The sequence below is a fragment of the Streptomyces spinoverrucosus genome, assembly GCF_006539505.1.
Taxonomy (GTDB): Bacteria; Actinomycetota; Actinomycetes; order Streptomycetales; family Streptomycetaceae; genus Streptomyces; species Streptomyces spinoverrucosus.
Genome location: NZ_BJND01000043.1, coordinates 44,987 through 63,472 on the forward strand (window position 1 = coordinate 44,987; position 18,486 = coordinate 63,472).

The window sequence follows — 18,486 nt, forward strand, 5'->3', positions numbered from 1 at the left end:
TGCGGTACGTGTGATGAGAATGGCGAGCCTACCCGCTCCCGATGGCCCAAACGGGTGACCCCGGTCGCATCATCCCCCCGAGCTGCGGATCATCCCGCCCGCCGGTGCTGTTTGGGACGAGACCGTTTCTCGACATACATCCGTTCGTCAGCGGATTTCAACACCTCGTCCGCCGTCATGCCGCAGTGCGCCCAGCCGATGCCGAAACTGGCCCCGACCCTGACGGCCCGGCCCTCGGCCCGGATCGGCTGGATGATCTCGTTGCGCAGCCGCACGGCGAGGTCCTGGGCGTCGGCCCGGCCGAGCCCGTCGGCGAGGATCACGAACTCGTCGCCGCCGAGCCGGGCGACCGTGTCGCCGTCGCGGACGCCGTTGCTGAGCCGCCGGGCCACCTCGATGAGCACGGCGTCGCCCGCGTTGTGCCCGAACCGGTCGTTGATCGACTTGAAGCCGTCGAGGTCGCAGAAGAGCACCGCGAGCCCCTTGGTGCCGTCGTCATGATCGCCCTCGGGGGCGATCGTGTGGACGTGGTGGTCGTAGACGTCGAAGCTGTCCTGGCCGCCCGGCACGAAGTCGAAGCCGTGCCCGCCTGCGTCGTAGACGGGGTGGCCGTAGGCCGCGTCGTGGGAGTCGTGGGCGCCGGGGTAGCCGGTCTGCGGGCGCTGGCAGAGCCGGGAGGAGAGGCGGGAGCGCAGCTCGGCGGAGTTCGGCAGGCCGGTGAGGGAGTCGTGGGAGGCGCGGTGGGCGAGCTGGAGCTCGCGGCGCTTGCGTTCCTCGATGTCCTCGACGTGGGTGAGCAGGAAGCGGGGGCCGTCGGCGGCGTCGGCGACGACGGAGTTGCGCAAGGAGACCCAGACGTAGCTGCCGTCGCGGCGCCCGAGGCGTAGCTCGGCTCGGCCGCCCTCGGCGGAGGTGCGCAGGAGCGTGCCTATGTCCTCGGGGTGGACGAGGTCGGAGAAGGAGTAGCGGCGCATCGCGGAGGCGGGGCGGCCGAGCAGGCGGCACAGGGCGTCGTTGGTGCGGAGTATGCGGCCGTGCTGGTCGCCGCCCATCTCGGCGATGGCCATGCCGGAGGGGGCGTACTCGAACGCCTGCCGGAAGCTTTCCTCGCTGGCGCGCAGGGCTTGCTGCTCGCGCTCCAGGCGGACCAGTGCCCGCTGCATATTCGCGCGTAGACGCGCGTTGCTGATGGCGATGGCCGCCTGGAAGGCGTACATCTGGAGCGCCTCACGCCCCCACGCGCCCGGCCGCCGCCCGTTGCGCGGCCGGTCCACGGACAGGACGCCGATCAGCTCGCCGGAAGAGGCACCGCCCTGCGCTCCGGGGGCGTACATCGGCGCGAAAAGGCGGTCGGAGGGGTGCCACTCGTCCTCGAAGCGCGGCGCGGGCCCCTCGGTGTACCACTGCGGGACGTCGTCGTCGTCGAGGACCCAGCCCTCGGTGTGCGGGATGAAGACGAGGTCGCCCCACTGCTCGCCCATGCTCAGGCGCCGCTCCCAGGACTCGCGGGAGCCGACCCGGCCGGTGATCAGTGCCTCGGCGGCGGGGTTGCCGGAGAAGGCGGCGACGACGAGGTCGCCGTCCGGGCGTACGAGGTTGACGCACGCCAGCTCGTAGTTGAGGGCGGTGACGACCCCGTCCGCGACCGTCTGCAATGTGTCCGCCAGGCTGCGGGCCGTGTTCATGTCGCCCATGACCTGGTGCAGCTGTCGCAGGGACGCAAGGCGGACATACGGCTCCGACTCGGTCTCCATGCTCGCCCTCCCCCCGAGATCTCGCAGCGAATCAAGTGCCCTTACGTTTGGCCTTACACCCTCCCGCCACTGAATCACAGCGCGCTGCCCACCCGGTACACAGGGTCAACAATTAATGGCCCTTGTGACTCAAGTCACAGCTAAACGTGAACAATTGAGTGGGGTTTCTGCGGTTTTCCCGTGCGTTTACCGAACGCAAGAATTGTGCGGATGCCCATCGGTGCCCATCGGTGGCCATCGGTGTCCGTCGCAGGACCTAGGACCGCCTTCGGGCCGAGGTCCGATGCGGGCGCGCACGCACGGAGATTAGCGTTCCGTATGTGCCGAACACACACGCATCCGCACCGCCCGTCACGGTGCCCGCCCAGCCGTCCACGGCAGCGCCCTTTGGGCATGCTGTGGGGGTGACCAACGACGAGTTCCGTGCCGCGATGTCCCGGCTGGCCGCGGGGGTGGTCCTGGTGACCGCGCGCGAGCCGGCACTCGACCCGGACGACCCGCTGGCGCCGGCCGGCGAGGATGTCGGCATGACGGCGACGGCGTTCATGTCCGTCTCCCTCGACCCGCCGCTGGTCCTGGTCAGCCTGCGCGAGGGCGCCCGCATGGACGACCTGCTCGCCGAACAGCCCCTGTGGGCGGTCTCGGTTCTCTCCGAGAGCCAGCGGCACATCGCCGGCCGGTTCGCCATGAAAGGCCGCATCAGCGACCGCCTGCTCTTCGAGGACATCCCCTACGCCCGCGGCGAGGCGAGCGGCGCGCCGCTCGTGGGCGGCGCGCTCGCGACCCTGGAGTGCCGGACCGAGCAGCGGGTGACGGCCGGGGACCACACGCTGGTGATCGGGCGGGTGCTGACGGCTCGGGTGCCGAGCGCGGACGGCGGGCCGCTGCTGTACTTCAAGGGGCGGTACCGGCACCTGGGGTGAGGTTTCTCAGGGCAGCGTGACCTCCAGCCGGGACAGGCGTGCCGCGTCGGTGACGATCTCGATGACGGCGATGCGCTCCCGTACGACGGTGAACCGCATGGCCCGCAGCAGCCGCTGCCCGTCGTCGGAGAGCGTCGCCACCCCGGGCACCCCGTCGAGCAGGACGGTCCGGGAGACCCGGGCGAGGTGCGCGAAGCGCGCCGCGTTGGCCGCGACCGCGGCCGCACCGATGGTCACGCCGATCTCCGCCCGGGCGACGACATCCGGGTCGAGCACCTTCAGCAGCCCCTCGAAGTCGCCGGCCCGCGCGGCGGCCAGGAAGGCCTCGACGACCTCCCGCTGCCGGGCGAGATCCGCGTCCGGCGCCGGAGCGCCCTGCACCCGCCGCCGCGCCCGGCTGGCCAGCTGCCGAGCCGCCGTCGGCGTCCGCCCGACGATGCCGGCGACCTCGTCGTAGGGCACCGCGAACATGTCGTGCAGCACGAAGGCGAGCCGTTCGGCGGGCGTGAGCGTGTCGAGTACGACGAGCAGGGCGACGCCGACGGAATCGGCGAGGAGGGCGTCGTGCTCGGGGTCGGGGCCGGGGCCTGTGGTGGCGGCGTCCAGGGACTGGTCCAGCGGCTCCTCGGCGCGGGACTTGCGAGAGCGCAGCATGTCGAGGCAGACCCGCCCGACGACGGTGGTGAGCCACCCGGCGAGGTTGTCGACCTCGCGGGTGTCGCTGCGGCTCAGCCGGAACCAGGCCTCCTGCACGGCGTCGTCGGCCTCGGCGAGGGAGCCGAGCATGCGGTAGGCGACGGCACGCAGGTGCGTGCGGTGCGCCTCGAAGCGCTCGGCAAGGAAGTCCTGCTCGCTCATGTGTCCCGTCACCAGCCCTCGTCGTGGGTGCCCGGCACGATGCCGTCAGGACTATGACGGATGCGGGACGGGTGATGTGACAGCCGATGTGACAGGAGCAGTCGGGCCGCTACCGCCAGTCGCGACCGGACCGCCCCCGCTTGGTGTCCGACCGCTGCTTCTTCTCCCGCAGCCTGCGTTCGTTGATGCCGCGTGGGATGCGGGTCGGCCTGCGGGGCTTGGGCGGGGGAGCGGTGGCCTCGGCGAGCAGCGCGGCGAGGCGTACGGCGGCGGCCTCGCGGTTGCGCCACTGGGAACGGTGCTCGGAGGAACGTACGGTGACGACGCCGTCGACGAGGCGGCCCGCCAGCCGCTCCAGGGCGCGCCGCTTCCACACCTCGGGCAGGGCCTCGGTGGCGGCGAGGTCGAACCGCAGCTCCACGCTGGTGTCGCTGGTGTTCACGTGCTGGCCACCCGGCCCGGAGGAACGCGAGAAACGCCACTGGAGCTCGGCCTCGGGGAGCGAGACGGAGCCGCGGATGACGTGCGGGTGACCGGACATGGCTGACATGTTCCCGCTTGGACGGGGTGGGAGTCACCCGAATATCGCCGGATCCGGCTGTTGGGTAAAGAAAGTAAAGTCCGGGGAACCCGTGGCACCACCCTCGACGTTCATAGGGGTAGCTGTAGCTTCAGTAACCGCACACGCATAGCGCACGCATCGAGGGAAGGAACTCCCGACCATGGCTGTAAGCCTGTCCAAGGGTGGCAACGTCTCGCTCACCAAGGAGGCTCCGGGCCTGACCGCCGTCACCGTGGGCCTCGGCTGGGACGTCCGCACCACCACCGGCACCGACTTCGACCTCGACGCGTCGGCGATCGCGGTCAACCCACAGGGCAAGGTCTACTCGGACGGCCACTTCGTCTTCTTCAACAACAAGCAGACGCCGGACAACACGATCGTCCACACCGGTGACAACCGCACGGGCGAGGGCGAGGGCGACGACGAGCAGATCAACGTCAACCTGGCCGGCCTCCCCGCCGACATCGACAAGATCGTCTTCCCGGTCTCGATCTACGACGCGGAGAACCGCTCGCAGAACTTCGGCCAGGTCCGCAACGCCTACATCCGCATCATCAACCAAGCCGGCGGCACCGAGATCGCCCGCTACGACCTGTCGGAGGACGCAGCCACCGAGACCGCGATGGTCTTCGGCGAGCTCTACCGCAACGGCGCCGAGTGGAAGTTCCGCGCAGTCGGCCAGGGCTACGCCTCGGGCCTGGTCGGCATCGCCCAGGACTTCGGCGTGAACGTCTGAGCGACGCCCACTCCAGCGGCTTGAACACCGGGCCCCTCAACGCCGCGTTGGGGGGCCCGCCGCATGGGTGGCAGGCTTCGCCGTCGCCTCAGGCGTCGCCCGTCTCCTGCTGATCCAAGGGCGGCGACTCCGTACCGACCCTGCCACTGCTGACCCGTCTGGCCAAGGCCCTGGACGCGTCGCTGACGATCGACCTCGACGGCGACCGCTCAACGTTCGTCTTCACCGCACACGGCTGCGCCGAGCCGAACCAAGCACCGCCGGACGGACGCCCCTCAGTCGCCTGACCCCCGCCCTCGACCGACCTCGCCCCCCTCAGAAGCCGGGCCGCGCCTTCATCACCGCCGCTCCGGCCTGCCCTCCCCGTACAGCCAGTCCTTCCAGATCGGGGCGAAGTCCTTGTCGGGGGCCTGCTTCTCCACGTACGTCGTGAAGTCCTCGGTGCTCGCGTTGCCGTGGCGGTGGGTGGTGGCCCAGCCGCGCAGGAGGGCGCGGAAGGCGGTGTCGTCGGCGAGGGTCTGGCGGATCTTGTGCAGGACCATCGCGCCGCGGTCGTAGACGGGGTCGCCGGAGATGTGGGCGGCGTCCGTGGGATGCGCGGGCGGGAAGGACCAGACGGCCTTGTTGTCCTCGGGGATGGCGTAGTGGGTGCCGTCGTAGAGCGCGTCGAAGATGTGCTGGGCGGTGGGGCCGCCGTGGTCCTCCTGCCACAGCCACTCCGCGTACGTCGCGAAGCCCTCGTTGAGCCACATGTCCCGCCAGGACTTGGGCGTGACCGAGTTGCCGTACCACTCGTGGGCGATTTCGTGGACGAGGAGCTCGATGTCCGGGGCGCCGGGGAAGACGGGGCGGGTCTGGGTCTCCAGGGCGTAGGAGGCGTCACCGGGGCGGTCGACGATCGCGCCGGTGGAGGTGAAGGGGTACGGGCCGAAGAGTTCCTCCGCCCAGGCGAGGACCTCGGGGATACGGGCCAGCACCTTGCGACTGGCGGAGGCCTCGGTCGGGTCGACGGCGGTGTACACGGGCAGGCCGTCCGGGGTCCGCGTGTGGCTGATGTCGTAGCGGCCGACGGCGAGGGTGGTGACGTAGCTCGCCATGGGTTGGGCGGTGTGCCAGGTGGTGGTCGTACGGCCGTCGGTGGTCTTCTCGGTCTTCAGTTCCCCGTTCGAGACCGCCCGCAGGCCCTTCGGCACGGTGACCGTGATGGCGTACGTCGCCTTGTCCGAGGGGTGGTGGTTGCCGGGGTACCAGGCCATGGAGCCGACCGGCTGGCCCAGGGCGAGCGCGCCGTCGTCGGTGGGCAGCCAGCCCTCCTCGGAGCCGTCCGGGTCGGTGAGGGTGGCCGGGGTGCCGGAGTAGCGGACCGTCACGCGGAAGGTGCGGCCCTCGGCGAGGTCGTCGCGGGGGCGGACGGTCAGTTCCTGGCCGGCTCGGTTCCAGCGGGCGGTGGTGCCGTCGACGGTGACCGTCTCGACGTTCAGCCCCTGGAGGTCGAGGTTGAAGGCGGAGAGGTCCTGGGTGGCGCGGGCCGTGATCGTCGTGCGGGCGGTGAGGTGGCGGGTGGCGGGGGTGTAGGAGAGGGCCAGGTCGTAGTGGGTGACGTCGTAGCCGCCGTTGCCCGCCTTCGGGAAGTACGGGTCGCGCACGCCGGAGCCGCCCGGGGTGCCCTCGACGCCGGTGCTCGAACATGCGGTGAGGGCGAGCGTGAGCAGGGCGGCAACAGGGACGACCGGTGCGAAACGGGACACGTCCGAGATCCTACGAGGGGCATGACACCATCACGTACGTGCTCGACATCGGCTACGCCCTCTCCAACCGGTTCCCGGACCCGCCCCAGACCGACTACCGCCGCGCGGATGTGCACGCCCTGCGGCACGACCTGTTCTGCGGTGACGTCTATCTCGCCGACACCGAGAAGGACCGGGAGCTGTCCACAGCCTGGGGATGGGTGCCGGTGCTCGACTTCGCGTGGGCGCTGTGCGACATCGTCGAGCAGCTGGACCGCGACCCGGCGGGCTCCCGTGCCGCCCGTCCCCAGCACGCGGAGCTGGACTTCACCGAGTCCACCGACCGTCTGCTCTTCGAGCGCCGCTTCGGCTGGGTCGACATCGAGTCCGACTGGCAGCCGGCCGAGGAACCCCCGCTCACCTTCTCCCACACCGAACTCCGCCGCGAGGCCCGGGACTTCCTGCACGACCTGATCGCCGACCTGTGCGACCTGCACGAGGACCTGGCGGAGAACCCGGCGATCTGGTCACTGCAGGCACGGTTTCCGCGCGTGCCGTGACGCTGCGGCGGAGGGTCACCGAGGCAACCGGCGTGCCCTCGACGACGCCCCCTCATCCCCCAGCCCCGCCCAAAGTCACCCCCCTTCCACCCTGATCCCCAACGCCCCCGCCAGCACCGGCGCCAGCTCCACCAACTGCCCCGCGCTGATCACCGCCCCCGCCAGCCGGTCGACCCCCCGCGTGATCTCCAGTGGCACCGCCCCCCGCAGGTCCACGTCCGCCAGCGTCGCCCCGCTGAAGTCCGCCCCCTTCAGCGCGCAGTCCGTGAACTCGACGCGCTCCAGCGACGCGCCCCCGAAGTCCGGTTCCACCAGGACGCAGCCGTCGAAGACCACGTCCTTCAGCCGGGCCCCGCGAAGGTTCAGGAAGTCGAGCTTGCCGCCCCGGATCAGGACGCGTTCCAGTGCGGCACCGTGCAGTTGCGTACCGCCCAGGCGGGCGTCACGCAGCTCGACGTCGCGCAGAGTGGCCTCGGACAGGTTCGTGCCGACGCCGCGCGGTGCGGTGAGGACCGAGCCCAGGAAACGCGCCCGGTGCAGTCGCGTCTCGTCCAGCGCGCACCCCGTCAACGCGCAGTCCAAGAAGCGGGCGCCCCCGCCGTCCTGCCCACCCAGCTCCACCTCCCTGAACTCCAGCCCGTCGTAATCCCCGTCCGACTCCAGTCCTCCCCCTCCGTACACCTCCAACTCCAACAGCCGCACCTCCGGTCGCCGTGCCGCCTTCACGCCGCCGCCGCCAGCCGCCCGCCTCACCATGCCCCCCATCCTCCACCCCACCACTGACAATCCCTCCGACCTGCGCAAACGCCCATATCCGCGCCCTGATGTCACATTCGGCGCGCGCAGCGAGTCGTACTCCCAGAAGGCCAACCCGAGCCAAGGGAGACCGACCCCATGCCCCACGTCACCGTCATCGGCGGCGGCTTCGCCGGCCTCACCGCCGCCATCACCGCCGCCGAAGCGGGCGCCACGGTCACCGTCCACGAAGCCCACCACACCCTCGGCGGCCGAGCGCGCACCGCCGAGGGCCCGTACCGGACGAACGAGGGCCCGCACGCCCTCTACAACGGCGGCCCGCACTGGACCTGGCTCAAGCAGCGCGACCTGATCGGCCCCCTCGCCCCCATCCCGCCCCTGGAAGCCGCCCGGCTGCGGCTGCGCCACCGGGGCGTCCTGCGCCGCACCCCGCCCCTCGCCATGCTCCGGCTGTCGCGCCGCGCCGTCCGACAGGCCCCGGTCGACCTGGACTTCCTGACCTGGGCCACCGAACAGGTGGGCGAGCAGGGCGCACGTGCCGCCGCGCACTACTCCGCCGTGGCCCTCTTTCACCACGACCCCGGCGCCCTGTCCGCCGCGTTCGTGCAGGAACGGCTGCGCCGGGCCACCAAGTTGCCGCCCGAGGCCCACTATCCGCGCGGCGGCTGGGCGAGCGTCATCGACCGGATGGCCGCCCGCGCCTGGAATCTGGGCGTCCGTATCGAGACCCTGTCCCGCGTCGACACCCTCCCCACCGACACGCCCGTCATCGTCGCCACCTCCCTCGACGCCGCCCGCCGCCTCCTCGGCGACGACTCGCTGAGCTGGCCGAGCGGTCGTACGGCCCTCATCGACCTGGCCGTACGCACCCGGCGCGGCGACCCCTTCGTCGTCTCCGACCTGGACGCGCCCGGCTGGCTCGAACGCTTCACCGCGCAGGACCGCACCCTCGCCCCGGCCGGCGAGCAGCTCATCCAGGGCCAGATCCCGATCGCCCCGCACGAGTCCCGCGCCGATGGCATCGCCAGCGCCGAACAACTGCTCGATCTCGGGTTCGACGGCTGGCGGGACCGCGTCACCTGGCGGCGCGAGGCGATCGCGGGCGGCCGTACCGGCGCCGTGGACCTGCCCGGCACCACCTGGCGCGACCGGCCCGCCGTGGACCGCGGCGACGGCGTGTACCTGGCCGGCGACCAGGTCGCCGCGCCCGGTGTCCTGTCGGAGGTGTCCTTCAACAGCGCGCTGACCGCCGTATCGCTGGCGCTCGGACAGCACGGCCCGCACACGCTTGACCTCAAGCATGCTTGAGGTTGAAGAGTGGGGAAGTCAGACGAACACCGCCAGTCACGGGGGGACCCCATGCTCGCCATCCGCCTTCACACCTTCGGCCCCGCCGAGAACCTCATCCCTGAGGAGGTCGACGACCCCGTACCCGCCCCCGGCCAGGTCCGTATCGCCGTCGCCGCCGCCGGCGTACACCTGCTCGACACGGCCATCCGCGCCGGCCACCAGGGCCCCGGCCCCGCGCCCACGCTGCCCACCATCCCCGGCCGCGAGGTTGCTGGAGTCGTCGAGTCGCTCGGCGAGGGGACCGACGAGGCCTGGCTCGGCAAGCGCGTCGTCGCGCACCTCGGCTTCGTCCCCGGCGGCTACGCCGAACGCGCCGTCACCGACGCCGAACGTCTGCACGAGATCCCTGTAGGCCTCGACTTCGCCGAGGCGGTCGCCATGATCGGCACGGGGCGTACCACGATGGGGATCGTGCAGTTCGCCGAGCCGGGCCCGGGTGACGTGGTCCTGATCCCGGCCGCGGCCGGCGGTATCGGCACCCTCCTCGTGCAGTACGCCAAGAACGCGGGCGCCACGGTCATCGGCCTGGCCGGCGGCCCCCGGAAGACGGAGCGGGTCGCCGCGAACGGCGCCGACCTCGCCGTCGACTACCGGGACCCCGCCTGGCCCGAGAAGGTCCGGGCGTACGACGGCAAGGTCACGATCGTGTACGACGGCGTCGGCGGCGACACCGCCCGTACGGCCGTCGGTCTGCTCGCCCCCGGCGGCAGGCATGTCGTCTTCGGCTGGTCCGCCGAGGGCATCCAGGGCGGCGAACCGCTGGTCGTCGAGGGCGTCACCGTGCAGGTCCTGGGCCCGGTGATGATGGAGAAGGCGGGCGGCCCGAACCCCATCCGCACCCTGGAACTCCGCGCCCTCGCCGAGGCCGCCGCGGGCCGGCTGACCCCCGCCGTCCACCGCTTCCCGCTCACCGAGGCCGCGGCCGCGCACCGGGCACTGGAGAACCGCGGCACGACCGGCAAGGTGGTCCTGGAGCCCTGAGCGGAGTAGCCCGACCGCAAAGACCTGACCACATGGGGCGTGGCATCACAGGTAGTACGCCCTGATTCATGTTCTTCTGTCCCGATGAACGCGCCCAGGACTGGTGAACCCACAGCTTCCGTGGACGCCGACCCCCACCGCTGGTGGGGGCTGGTGGTGATCGCTCTCGCCCAGCTGATGGTCGTCCTCGACTCGACGATCGTGAACGTCGCGCTGCCGTCCGCCCAGGACGAGCTGGGGATGACCGACGGCGACCGCCCATGGGTGATCACCGCCTACACCGTCGCCTTCGGCGGTCTGCTGCTGCTCGGCGGCCGGATCGCCGATCTGGTCGGCCGTAAACGCACCTTCGTCATCGGGCTGATCGGCTTCGCCGCCGCCTCCGCGCTGGGCGGCGCCGCCGTCAGCCCGGGGATGCTGTTCGGCGCCCGCGCGCTCCAGGGCGCCTTCGCGGCCGTGCTCGCCCCGACCGCGCTGAGCCTGCTCGCCACCACGTTCACCGACCCCAGGGAACGCGGCAAGGCCTTCGGCATCTTCGGCGCCCTGGCCGGCAGCGGCTCCGCCACCGGCTTCATCCTCGGCGGGCTGCTCACCGAGTACTTCAACTGGCGCTGGTGCCTGTACGTCAACACGCCCATCGCCGTTCTCGCGCTGCTCGGCGCCTTCGCCGTCCTGCGCGACCGCCCCGGCCGGACGGGCGCCCGCCTCGACGTGCCCGGCGTGCTGCTCGGCTGCGGCGGTCTGGTCGGAATCGTCTACGGCTTCAACGAGGCCGAGACCCACGGCTGGACCGACGTGTTCGTCCTCGGACTGCTCGCGGCAGGTGTCGTACTGCTGGCGGCCTTCGTGTGGTGGCAGGGCAGGGCGCCCATGCCGCTGCTCCCACTGCACATCGTCAAGGACCGCGACCGGGCGGGCTGCTTCCTGACGATGATGCTGGCCATCATGGGCATGTTCGGCCTGTTCCTCTTCATGACCTACTACTTCCAGGTCGTCCTGGGCTACTCGCCCGCGCGCACCGGCCTGGCCTTCGTCCCGATCACGCTCGCGACCGTCGCCGTTTCCACCCAGTTCGCGGCCCGTCTGCTGCACCACGTACCGCCGCGCGCCCTGATGGCCCCCGGCATGGTCCTGGGCGCGTGCGGAATGGCGGTCCTCACCCGGCTCACCGTCGACTCCTCGTACGCCGCCGACATCCTGCCCGGCCTGCTCCTGGTGGGCGTCGGTATGGGCCTGACCTACATGCCGGTGTTCGCCACGGTGACGGCGGGCGTCGCCCCGCGCGACTCGGGCGTCACCTCGGCGACCCTCAACACCTCGCAGCAGGTGGGCGGCTCCATCGGTACGGCCCTGCTGAACACCCTCGCCACCACCAGCACCGCCGGCTACCTCACCGCCCACCTCACCGCCTCCGCCCAGCCCGACGAGGTGGCCCGCGAGGCCGTCGTCCACGGCTACACGGTCGCCCTCTGGTGCGCCGCCGGCCTCATGCTCCTGGCCGCCCTGGCCACGGCCCTGCTGGTCACGGCGCGGGCCCCGAAACACGCGACGCCGGCGAAGGCGCCGGTATCGGAGTCGGTCGCCTAGACGCGCCTGGAGGCAGCCGCGTTCGGCCACCTCTTGTCCCCCGTTATGTTCTTCGGCGGTCCTGCAAGAGGGCCGCCGGCCTCCGGGCCCGGCATGCCCTCGTACCCTCCGGAGAAGTCCCGCCGGCTCGACGGTGACTTCGAAGGCACGGTCACCGTGCGACCCGGCTTGCGCTGACCCCGGATCAGTAGTGGACGCGGCGGTTCTCCGGCGTCACCCGGTAGCGGATGTTCCACAGGCTGCGCCGTACGTACGTGCGCTGGAGCCAGCGGTCCCGGCCGTCGTACCGGGCGGTGAAGGAGGTGCGCGCGTGCACGCCCTTGCGGTTGTTGATCAGCAGCGCCTGGCCGGGCCGGAGGCGGACGCCGTGGGCGACGGCGCGGCACACCTCCTGGAGCCGGTCGAGGGCGGTCCGCGCCGCAGATCCCGTGCGTGAACCCGCAGTTCACCAGCAGGGAGTGCAGCGCATCCACATCGTCGGTGTCCACGACCAGCTGCCGCTCGGAGGAACGCCCGACCCCGTACGCACCCGAGGCAACGCTCCGCTCCGGCTTCCGCACCGACCAGGCCTCGAGCCCCACCGCTGCCGCCGCGTCGACCACCTGGCCCTCCGGCTCGACCAGCAGCACCCGCTGTGCGTTCCCCCCACTGCCCTCTCCTCCCTGCCCTGGAGTCAAGGACACTGCCGCCTCGCGTTCCCGATGACTTCCCGGTCCCGCTGCGACGCCCAAGTCGCCGGGTCCGGACTCACGACTCCCCGCCCCCCAGCTCGGCCAGCGCCCCGTCCGTCAGCCGGTACACCGTCCACTCGTCCTGCGGACGGGCCCCCAGGGACTCGTAGAAGTCGATCGCGGGCCGGTTCCAGTTCAGCACCGACCACTCCAGGCGCTCATAGCCGCGCTCCACACAGATCCGCGCCAGCTCCCGCAGCAGCGCCTTGCCGTGACCGCCGCCCCGCGCGCGTGGGCGTACGTACAGGTCCTCCAGGTAGATGCCGTGCACACCGCGCCAGGTGGAGAAGTTGAGGAACCACAGCGCGAAGCCGACGGCCTCCCCGGTGACGTCGTCGGCCGCGATGTGCGCGTACGCGGCGGGCCGCTCACCGAAGAGGGCCTCCCGCAGCTGCTCCTGCGTGGCCTTCGCCTCCTGGGGTGCCTTCTCGTACTCGGCGAGTTCGCGCACCAGGGTGTGGATGAGGGGGATGTCGTCGGGTGTGGCGGTACGGATCATGAGGGCAGGCTAGCCCGCAGCCGACGGGCCATCTCCAGCTGCCCGTCGTCCAGCGGTCGCCCGTCCTCGATGTCCCACAGGGCGTTCTGCAGCAGCCGCCCGAGCGTCCACGCCCGTGCCCGTTCCCGGTCCAGACCCATGACGTCGGTCATCGCGTCGAACCGCCAGCGGACCTCCTCGGCGTCGAAGCGGTTGTCGAGGGCGGGCCACAGCTCGAATCCGGGGTCACCGGCGAGCGGCTTGGGGTCGATGGCGAGCCAGGGGGCGCGGTCGGAGGCGAGGACGTTCTCGAAGTGCAGGTCCCAGTGCAGCAGCCGGTCCCCCGGCTCGTCCACGACCTCCCGTACGGCGGCGGCGCAGTCGGCGAGCAGACGGCGGGCCTCGGGATCCGGGACCCGCTCCAGCGCCCCCGGCGTCCGCTGAAGCATCGCCCGCGCGATGTCACCGAGCCGGCGCATGCCCGCAGGGGCCGGTACGGAGGTCAGATGGGCCAGCAGTCGGGCGATGACCAGCACGCCCTCGCGGGAGTCGGGCACGTGGGACAGCATCCGGGCAGGGTCGAGGCGTTCGAGGAGCATCGTGCCGGTGTCCGGGTCGTGGTCCAGCAGCCGTACCGCCCCGTCGCCGTCCCACACGCGCAGGGCCACCGGCTCGCCCTCGCTCTCGTCGTCGAGCAGCTGCAGCTTCAGCGCCGCGCGCGTGCCGTCCGCCCGGACGACCGGCAGGACCAGCGCGCACATGCCGTACATGGACGGCCCGTCGATCCGCAGCTCCCAGCGGTCCAGGAAACCGTCCACCAGCTGCGGCAGTCCGGCGATGAAGGCGCGGCCCTCCTCGCCGTTGTACATCGCCTGGGACTCCGCCAGCTCCCTCGGAATCTCGATCACAAAAGAGACCCTATGGACAGACGCGCGCCGACTCGACCCAATTTCCCGGCAGCATCCGGCACGCATTCCAGCGACACCCGGCCCCAGAACGACGAAATCCGAAGGAGACAGCCCCCGCGGCCACGGGTAACGTCCCGGCCATGAGCAGCTCGGCAAGCAGCGTCGTGAACGGCGGCGTCTCCTTCTGGTACGCCCAGGAAGGCTTCCCCGCCCCCGGGGAGCCCCTCTCGGGTGACGCGTCCGCAGACGTCGTGATCGTGGGCGGCGGCTACACGGGACTGTGGACGGCGTACTACCTGAAGAAGGCCGCGCCCTTCCTCCGCATCACGGTCCTGGAGCAGAAGTTCTGCGGCTACGGCGCCTCCGGCCGCAACGGCGGCTGGCTGTACAACGGCATCGCGGGCCGCGACCGGTACGCGCGCGTGCACGGCCACGAGGCCGCCGTACGGCTCCAGCGGGCCATGAACGACACCGTCGACGAGGTGATCAGGGCCGCCCAGGAGGAGGGCATCGACGCCGACATCCACAAGGGTGGCGTCCTCGAAGTCGCCTGCACCCCGGCTCAGCTGGCCCGACTGAAGGCCTTCCACGAGCACGAGCTGTCGTACGGCGAGAAGGACCGCGAGCTGTACGGCGCCCGCGAGACCGCCGAGCGGATCAGGGTGGCCCACGCGGTCGGCTCCTCCTGGACGCCGCACGGGGCCCGGATCCACCCGGTGAAGCTGGTGACGGGCCTCGCGCGGGCCGTGGAGGCGCTGGGCGTGACCATCCACGAGTCGACGCCGGTGACGGAGATCCGCCCGAAGCACGCGGTCACCCCGTACGGCACGGTCCGCGCGCCCTACGTGCTGCGCTGCACCGAGGGCTTCACTGCGTCCCTGAAGGGCTTCAAGCGCACCTGGCTGCCCATGAACTCCTCCATGATCGCGACCGAGCCGCTCACCGAGGAGCAGTGGGAGTCGGTGGGCTGGGCGGGCCGCGAGACGCTCGGCGACATGGCCCACGCCTACATGTACGCCCAGCGCACCGCCGACGGCCGCATCGCGCTCGGCGGGCGCGGAGTGCCGTACCGCTTCGGCTCCCGCACCGACAACGACGGCCGCACCCAGGAGACGACGATCGAGGCGCTGCGGGAGATCCTGGAGCGCTTCTTCCCGTCCCTGACCGGCGTCCGCATCGCACACGCCTGGTCCGGCGTCCTCGGCGTGCCCCGCGACTGGTGCGCCACGGTCACCCTGGACCGCGCCACGGGCCTCGGCTGGGCGGGTGGTTACGTCGGCTCCGGCGTCGCCACCGCCAACCTCGCCGCCCGCACCCTGCGCGATCTGGTCCGGCTGGACTCCGGCCAGGGCACCCGCACGGACCTGACGGATCTGCCCTGGGTCGACCACAAGGTCCGCAAGTGGGAGCCGGAGCCACTGCGCTGGCTGGGCGTCCACGGCATGTACGCCACCTACCGCACCGCCGACCGCCGCGAACTCACCACGCACAGCGCCGAGTCCTCCCGGCTGGCCCGACTGGCGGACCGGGTGGCCGGACGGCACTGAACCGGGCCGGGGGTCCCGGAGAAATGAGAGCCCCCTGTCGGATTCGAACCGACGACCTTCGCTTTACAAGAGCGGCGCTCTGACCAGCTGAGCTAAGGAGGCCTGCACGCGCGTGTGACTGCGTGCTCGTGCAGTGTACCCAGGTCGCGCCCCTGCCCTGTCGAAAATTTCCGCGAAGTTCACAGTGGCCGGGGTACTGACAGAACACGTGAACGCGGGGTACCGTCCTGACCCAGTTCGCACGTGTGGACTAAACCAACCACCTTCCTACAACGGATCGTCCGGCACGTTCCTGCCGGTAGAAGGGGGCCCATTCACCATGGCCACTGTCTCGTTCGACAAGGCGACCCGGATCTACCCGGGTCAGGAAAAGCCCGCCGTCGACGCACTCGACATCGAGATCGAGGACGGGGAGTTCCTCGTCCTGGTCGGTCCGTCCGGTTGCGGCAAGTCCACCTCCCTGCGGATGCTCGCGGGCCTGGAGGACGTCAACGCCGGCGCCATCCGCATCGGTGAGCGCGACGTCACGCACCTGCCGCCCAAGGACCGGGACATCGCCATGGTGTTCCAGAACTACGCCCTCTACCCGCACATGACCGTCGCCGACAACATGGGCTTCGCGCTCAAGATCGCCGGCGTGCCGAAGGCGGAGATCCGGCAGAAGGTCGAGGAGGCCGCGAAGATCCTCGACCTCACCGAGTACCTGGACCGCAAGCCGAAGGCCCTCTCCGGTGGTCAGCGCCAGCGTGTCGCCATGGGCCGCGCGATCGTGCGTGAGCCGCAGGTCTTCCTCATGGACGAGCCGCTGTCCAACCTGGACGCCAAGCTCCGCGTCTCCACCCGTACGCAGATCGCCTCGCTGCAGCGCCGCCTCGGCATCACCACGGTCTACGTCACCCACGACCAGGTCGAGGCCATGACGATGGGCGACCGGGTGGCCGTGCTGAAGGACGGTCTGCTCCAGCAGATCGACACCCCGCGCAACATGTACGACCGCCCGGCGAACCTCTTCGTCGCCGGCTTCATCGGCTCCCCGGCCATGAACCTGGTCGAGGTGCCGATCGCCGACGGCGGTGTGAAGTTCGGCAACAGCGTCGTGCCGGTCGACCGGGACGCGCTCTCCGCCACCACCGACAAGACGGTCACCGTCGGCGTCCGCCCCGAGCACTTCGACGTGGCCACGGACTCCGACCAGGGCCTCGCGATCACCGTGAACGTCGTCGAGGAGCTCGGCGCCGACGCGTACGTCTACGGCACCGCCAAGGTCGGCGGCGACGACGCCAAGGACCTCGTCGTGCGCGTCAACGGCCGTGACGTCCCGGAGAAGGGCAGCACGCTGAACGTCGTCCCGCGCTCCGGCGAGACCCACGTCTTCTCCACGTCCACGGGCGAGCGCCTCTCGGACTGAGCCGCCCGGCGGCCGATCCGGCTCACGAAACACACAACCGGGGTAATTCACCCAGGTTGACGAAAAGGGCCCCGCAGCCTTGCCGCGGGGCCCTTTTCTTGTCGACAAATACCCCGGCACACTGGGCCATTTCGAGCAACGTACGTCAACCCCGTACCCAGAAAAGGCCGCCACTTCATCACCCGAACCGGTGACCAAATGTCGCCAAATCATTACCGGGCGCTACCCTCACTCGCGTGAAGCACTCCATCACCTCACAGACGCGACGCGGCCAGGGCCCCGCCCGCCGGATCGGCCGCTCCCTCGCCCTCGTTCTGCCCGTCGTCCTGGTGCTCTCCGGGACTCTCGCGGTCACGCGGGTCAACTGGTCGGGAGACCCCGAGAACTCGGTGCTCACCGCCGCGGACGTCTCGACCTCCGGCACCAACGCCCACGCGGCACCGCGCGCCCCGCACGTGGTGCTGCTCGACCAGCTGATGGCCGAGCTCCAGGCAACCAACCCGGGCGTCGCCCTCACCCACCTCCAGGAGGCGGTGAACGAGCGCCCCTCCCTGGCTCGCCACTGCTCCTCCATCGCCCGCGCCCTGGGCCGCGCCGCGGTCCGCATCTACGGCCCCACCCGCGCCCAGTCCTACGCCCGCCCCGTCTGCGACACCTCGTTCGCCTCGGGCGTCCTGGCAGCCCACGGCTGACCCGGGCGACAGAACCGAACCACGCGCGGGGCCCCGCCAGGCCGAAGGCCGAGGCGGGGCCCCGCGTATCCACCCGCACGACAGCAGGCCCCCACCACAGCAGGCCCCCGGCACCGCCCGGACCGGCGCCGCGTACAGTGCCGCCATGACCGATCCGAACGCCGCCTCGCGCCCTGTCCAGGCCGTCATCCTGGCCGGCGGCCAGGGCTCCCGGCTGCGCCCCTACACCGACGACCGTCCCAAGCCGATGGTCGAGATCCCCGGCACGGGCACGCCGATCATCGGCCATCAGCTCGCCTGGCTCGCCGAGGAGGGCGTCACCGACGTCGTGGTCAGCTGCGGCCACCTCGCCGAGGTCCTGCAGGAGTGGCTGGACTCCGTCGACCTGCCGGTCCGCGTCACCACCGTCGTCGAGAAGGAACCCCTCGGCCGGGGCGGCGGCCTGAAGTACGCCGCCGCCCACCTCCCGCACCCCGACCGCGCCTGGTACGCCACCAACGGCGACATCTGGACCCGCTTCTCGCTGCGCGACATGGCGGACTTCCACACCGAGCGCGACGCCATAGCGACCCTCGCCCTCGCCCGCCCCCGCATCCCGTGGGGCGCCGTCCAGACCGACGGCTTCGGCCACATCACGGACTTCATCGAGGCCCCGCCGTCCACCTTCGAGATCAACGCGGGCGTCTACGTCTTCTCCCCCGAGTTCGCCGCGATGCTCCCCGAGCGCGGCGACCACGAACGCACCACGTTCCCGCACCTGGCCCGCGAACGCCGCCTGGCAGGCTTCCCGATTCCCCAGGGCGCGTACTGGCGCGCCATCGACACCGCGAAGGACCTCACGGAGGCCGCGAAGGAACTGGCCGCGCTGGGCCGTTGACACCCCGCTCCAGCAACCGGCCCGGACGAGGGTACGCCGACGGGGTCCCGC

General features: G+C 71.3%; 17 protein-coding genes, 1 tRNA gene and 2 pseudogenes. 11 read left to right on the forward strand and 9 right to left on the reverse strand.

The window, feature by feature from the left end; all coding sequences use genetic code 11:
• Positions 1-89 precede the first annotated feature (89 nt).
• Positions 90-1,754 carry a diguanylate cyclase CdgB gene (gene cdgB / locus SSP24_RS27250; protein ID WP_141312359.1) on the reverse strand — a complete coding sequence of 555 codons (1,665 nt, stop codon included), beginning with the start codon at positions 1,752-1,754 and terminating at the stop codon, positions 90-92.
• A gap of 320 nt (positions 1,755-2,074) precedes the next feature.
• Between cdgB and SSP24_RS27255 the strand changes: the two genes are divergently transcribed.
• Positions 2,075-2,677 (forward strand): flavin reductase family protein, encoded by a 603-nt coding sequence (locus SSP24_RS27255; protein WP_167529720.1) that lies wholly within the window; start codon positions 2,075-2,077, stop codon positions 2,675-2,677.
• Between the two features lie 6 nt (positions 2,678-2,683).
• On the opposite strand, the gene SSP24_RS27260 is transcribed toward SSP24_RS27255, so the two are convergent.
• Positions 2,684-3,535: a sigma-70 family RNA polymerase sigma factor gene (locus SSP24_RS27260; RefSeq protein ID WP_141312360.1), complete on the reverse strand. Its 852-nt coding sequence runs from the start codon at positions 3,533-3,535 to the stop codon at positions 2,684-2,686.
• 109 nt (positions 3,536-3,644) lie between these two features.
• The gene (gene arfB, locus SSP24_RS27265) at positions 3,645-4,085 is read right to left on the reverse strand and encodes an alternative ribosome rescue aminoacyl-tRNA hydrolase ArfB (RefSeq protein ID WP_141312361.1); all 441 of its coding nucleotides are present in this window, start codon (positions 4,083-4,085) and stop codon (positions 3,645-3,647) included.
• A 172-nt stretch (positions 4,086-4,257) separates the two neighbouring features.
• On the opposite strand from arfB, the gene SSP24_RS27270 reads away from it, so the two are divergent.
• Together SSP24_RS27270 and SSP24_RS44320 are read left to right on the forward strand one after the other, a co-directional pair.
• Positions 4,258-4,833 (forward strand): TerD family protein, encoded by a 576-nt coding sequence (locus SSP24_RS27270; protein ID WP_141312362.1) that lies wholly within the window; start codon positions 4,258-4,260, stop codon positions 4,831-4,833.
• 116 nt (positions 4,834-4,949) lie between these two features.
• Positions 4,950-5,120 (forward strand): annotated as a pseudogene (locus SSP24_RS44320) (helix-turn-helix domain-containing protein); the annotation flags it as partial.
• A 51-nt stretch (positions 5,121-5,171) separates the two neighbouring features.
• Here the strand turns inward: SSP24_RS44320 and SSP24_RS27280 are convergent.
• Positions 5,172-6,581 carry a M1 family metallopeptidase gene (locus SSP24_RS27280; RefSeq protein ID WP_141312363.1) on the reverse strand — a complete coding sequence of 470 codons (1,410 nt, stop codon included), beginning with the start codon at positions 6,579-6,581 and terminating at the stop codon, positions 5,172-5,174.
• A 38-nt stretch (positions 6,582-6,619) separates the two neighbouring features.
• On the opposite strand from SSP24_RS27280, the gene SSP24_RS27285 reads away from it, so the two are divergent.
• Positions 6,620-7,120 (forward strand): hypothetical protein, encoded by a 501-nt coding sequence (locus SSP24_RS27285; protein WP_141312364.1) that lies wholly within the window; start codon positions 6,620-6,622, stop codon positions 7,118-7,120.
• A 75-nt stretch (positions 7,121-7,195) separates the two neighbouring features.
• Here the strand turns inward: SSP24_RS27285 and SSP24_RS27290 are convergent, their stop codons facing one another.
• Positions 7,196-7,876, reverse strand: coding sequence for a pentapeptide repeat-containing protein (locus SSP24_RS27290; protein WP_167529721.1), 681 nt, complete (start codon positions 7,874-7,876; stop codon positions 7,196-7,198).
• 138 nt (positions 7,877-8,014) lie between these two features.
• On the opposite strand from SSP24_RS27290, the gene SSP24_RS27295 reads away from it, so the two are divergent.
• The 3 genes from SSP24_RS27295 (at position 8,015) to SSP24_RS27305 (ending at position 11,794) form a co-directional block, all read left to right on the forward strand.
• Positions 8,015-9,184, forward strand: a complete 1,170-nt coding sequence (locus tag SSP24_RS27295) for an FAD-dependent oxidoreductase (protein ID WP_141312366.1) — start codon at positions 8,015-8,017, stop codon at positions 9,182-9,184.
• A gap of 51 nt (positions 9,185-9,235) precedes the next feature.
• On the forward strand, positions 9,236-10,207 hold the full coding sequence (locus SSP24_RS27300; RefSeq protein ID WP_141312367.1) for a zinc-binding dehydrogenase: 972 nt from the start codon (positions 9,236-9,238) through the stop codon (positions 10,205-10,207).
• 84 nt (positions 10,208-10,291) lie between these two features.
• A complete protein-coding gene (locus SSP24_RS27305; protein WP_141312368.1) occupies positions 10,292-11,794 on the forward strand; it encodes an MFS transporter in 1,503 nt (500 codons plus the stop codon).
• Positions 11,795-11,978: 184 nt separating this feature from the next.
• Here the strand turns inward: SSP24_RS27305 and SSP24_RS27310 are convergent.
• From SSP24_RS27310 to SSP24_RS27320, 3 genes and pseudogenes are all read right to left on the reverse strand, one after another.
• Positions 11,979-12,200 (reverse strand): annotated as a pseudogene (locus SSP24_RS27310) (TauD/TfdA family dioxygenase); the annotation flags it as partial.
• Positions 12,201-12,541: 341 nt separating this feature from the next.
• A complete protein-coding gene (locus SSP24_RS27315) occupies positions 12,542-13,024 on the reverse strand; it encodes a GNAT family N-acetyltransferase (RefSeq protein ID WP_141312370.1) in 483 nt (160 codons plus the stop codon).
• Positions 13,021-13,872 carry an aminoglycoside phosphotransferase family protein gene (locus tag SSP24_RS27320; RefSeq protein WP_373306676.1) on the reverse strand — a complete coding sequence of 284 codons (852 nt, stop codon included), beginning with the start codon at positions 13,870-13,872 and terminating at the stop codon, positions 13,021-13,023. Before SSP24_RS27320 ends, SSP24_RS27315 begins: the two co-directional genes overlap by 4 nt.
• 179 nt (positions 13,873-14,051) lie before the next feature.
• On the opposite strand from SSP24_RS27320, the gene SSP24_RS27325 reads away from it, so the two are divergent.
• Positions 14,052-15,458, forward strand: a complete 1,407-nt coding sequence (locus SSP24_RS27325) for an NAD(P)/FAD-dependent oxidoreductase (protein WP_174864721.1) — start codon at positions 14,052-14,054, stop codon at positions 15,456-15,458.
• Positions 15,459-15,486: 28 nt separating this feature from the next.
• Here the strand turns inward: SSP24_RS27325 and SSP24_RS27330 are convergent.
• A tRNA-Thr gene (locus SSP24_RS27330) sits at positions 15,487-15,560 on the reverse strand.
• Between the two features lie 217 nt (positions 15,561-15,777).
• Here SSP24_RS27330 and SSP24_RS27335 point away from each other — a divergent pair.
• The 3 genes from SSP24_RS27335 (at position 15,778) to SSP24_RS27345 (ending at position 18,435) form a co-directional block, all read left to right on the forward strand.
• Positions 15,778-16,866, forward strand: a complete 1,089-nt coding sequence (locus SSP24_RS27335) for an ABC transporter ATP-binding protein (protein ID WP_141312371.1) — start codon at positions 15,778-15,780, stop codon at positions 16,864-16,866.
• A gap of 236 nt (positions 16,867-17,102) precedes the next feature.
• Positions 17,103-17,558, forward strand: coding sequence for a hypothetical protein (locus tag SSP24_RS27340; RefSeq protein WP_141312372.1), 456 nt, complete (start codon positions 17,103-17,105; stop codon positions 17,556-17,558).
• Between the two features lie 145 nt (positions 17,559-17,703).
• Positions 17,704-18,435, forward strand: a complete 732-nt coding sequence (locus SSP24_RS27345; protein WP_141312373.1) for a nucleotidyltransferase family protein — start codon at positions 17,704-17,706, stop codon at positions 18,433-18,435.
• Positions 18,436-18,486: the final 51 nt, after the last annotated feature.

Excerpts from the sequence above, each read along its gene's own strand:
- cdgB (WP_141312359.1), bottom strand. The coding sequence starts at position 1,754 with ATGGAGACCGAGTCGGAGCCGTATGTCCGCCTTGCGTCCCTGCGACAG.
- SSP24_RS27260 (WP_141312360.1), bottom strand. The coding sequence starts at position 3,535 with ATGAGCGAGCAGGACTTCCTTGCCGAGCGCTTCGAGGCGCACCGCACG.
- arfB (WP_141312361.1), bottom strand. The coding sequence starts at position 4,085 with ATGTCAGCCATGTCCGGTCACCCGCACGTCATCCGCGGCTCCGTCTCG.
- SSP24_RS27270 (WP_141312362.1), top strand. The coding sequence starts at position 4,258 with ATGGCTGTAAGCCTGTCCAAGGGTGGCAACGTCTCGCTCACCAAGGAG.
- SSP24_RS27290 (WP_167529721.1), bottom strand. The coding sequence starts at position 7,876 with ATGGTGAGGCGGGCGGCTGGCGGCGGCGGCGTGAAGGCGGCACGGCGA.
- SSP24_RS27295 (WP_141312366.1), top strand. The coding sequence starts at position 8,015 with ATGCCCCACGTCACCGTCATCGGCGGCGGCTTCGCCGGCCTCACCGCC.
- SSP24_RS27300 (WP_141312367.1), top strand. The coding sequence starts at position 9,236 with ATGCTCGCCATCCGCCTTCACACCTTCGGCCCCGCCGAGAACCTCATC.
- SSP24_RS27305 (WP_141312368.1), top strand. The coding sequence starts at position 10,292 with ATGAACGCGCCCAGGACTGGTGAACCCACAGCTTCCGTGGACGCCGAC.
- SSP24_RS27315 (WP_141312370.1), bottom strand. The coding sequence starts at position 13,024 with ATGATCCGTACCGCCACACCCGACGACATCCCCCTCATCCACACCCTG.
- SSP24_RS27320 (WP_373306676.1), bottom strand. The coding sequence starts at position 13,872 with ATGTACAACGGCGAGGAGGGCCGCGCCTTCATCGCCGGACTGCCGCAG.
- SSP24_RS27325 (WP_174864721.1), top strand. The coding sequence starts at position 14,052 with ATGAGCAGCTCGGCAAGCAGCGTCGTGAACGGCGGCGTCTCCTTCTGG.
- SSP24_RS27335 (WP_141312371.1), top strand. The coding sequence starts at position 15,778 with ATGGCCACTGTCTCGTTCGACAAGGCGACCCGGATCTACCCGGGTCAG.
- SSP24_RS27345 (WP_141312373.1), top strand. The coding sequence starts at position 17,704 with ATGACCGATCCGAACGCCGCCTCGCGCCCTGTCCAGGCCGTCATCCTG.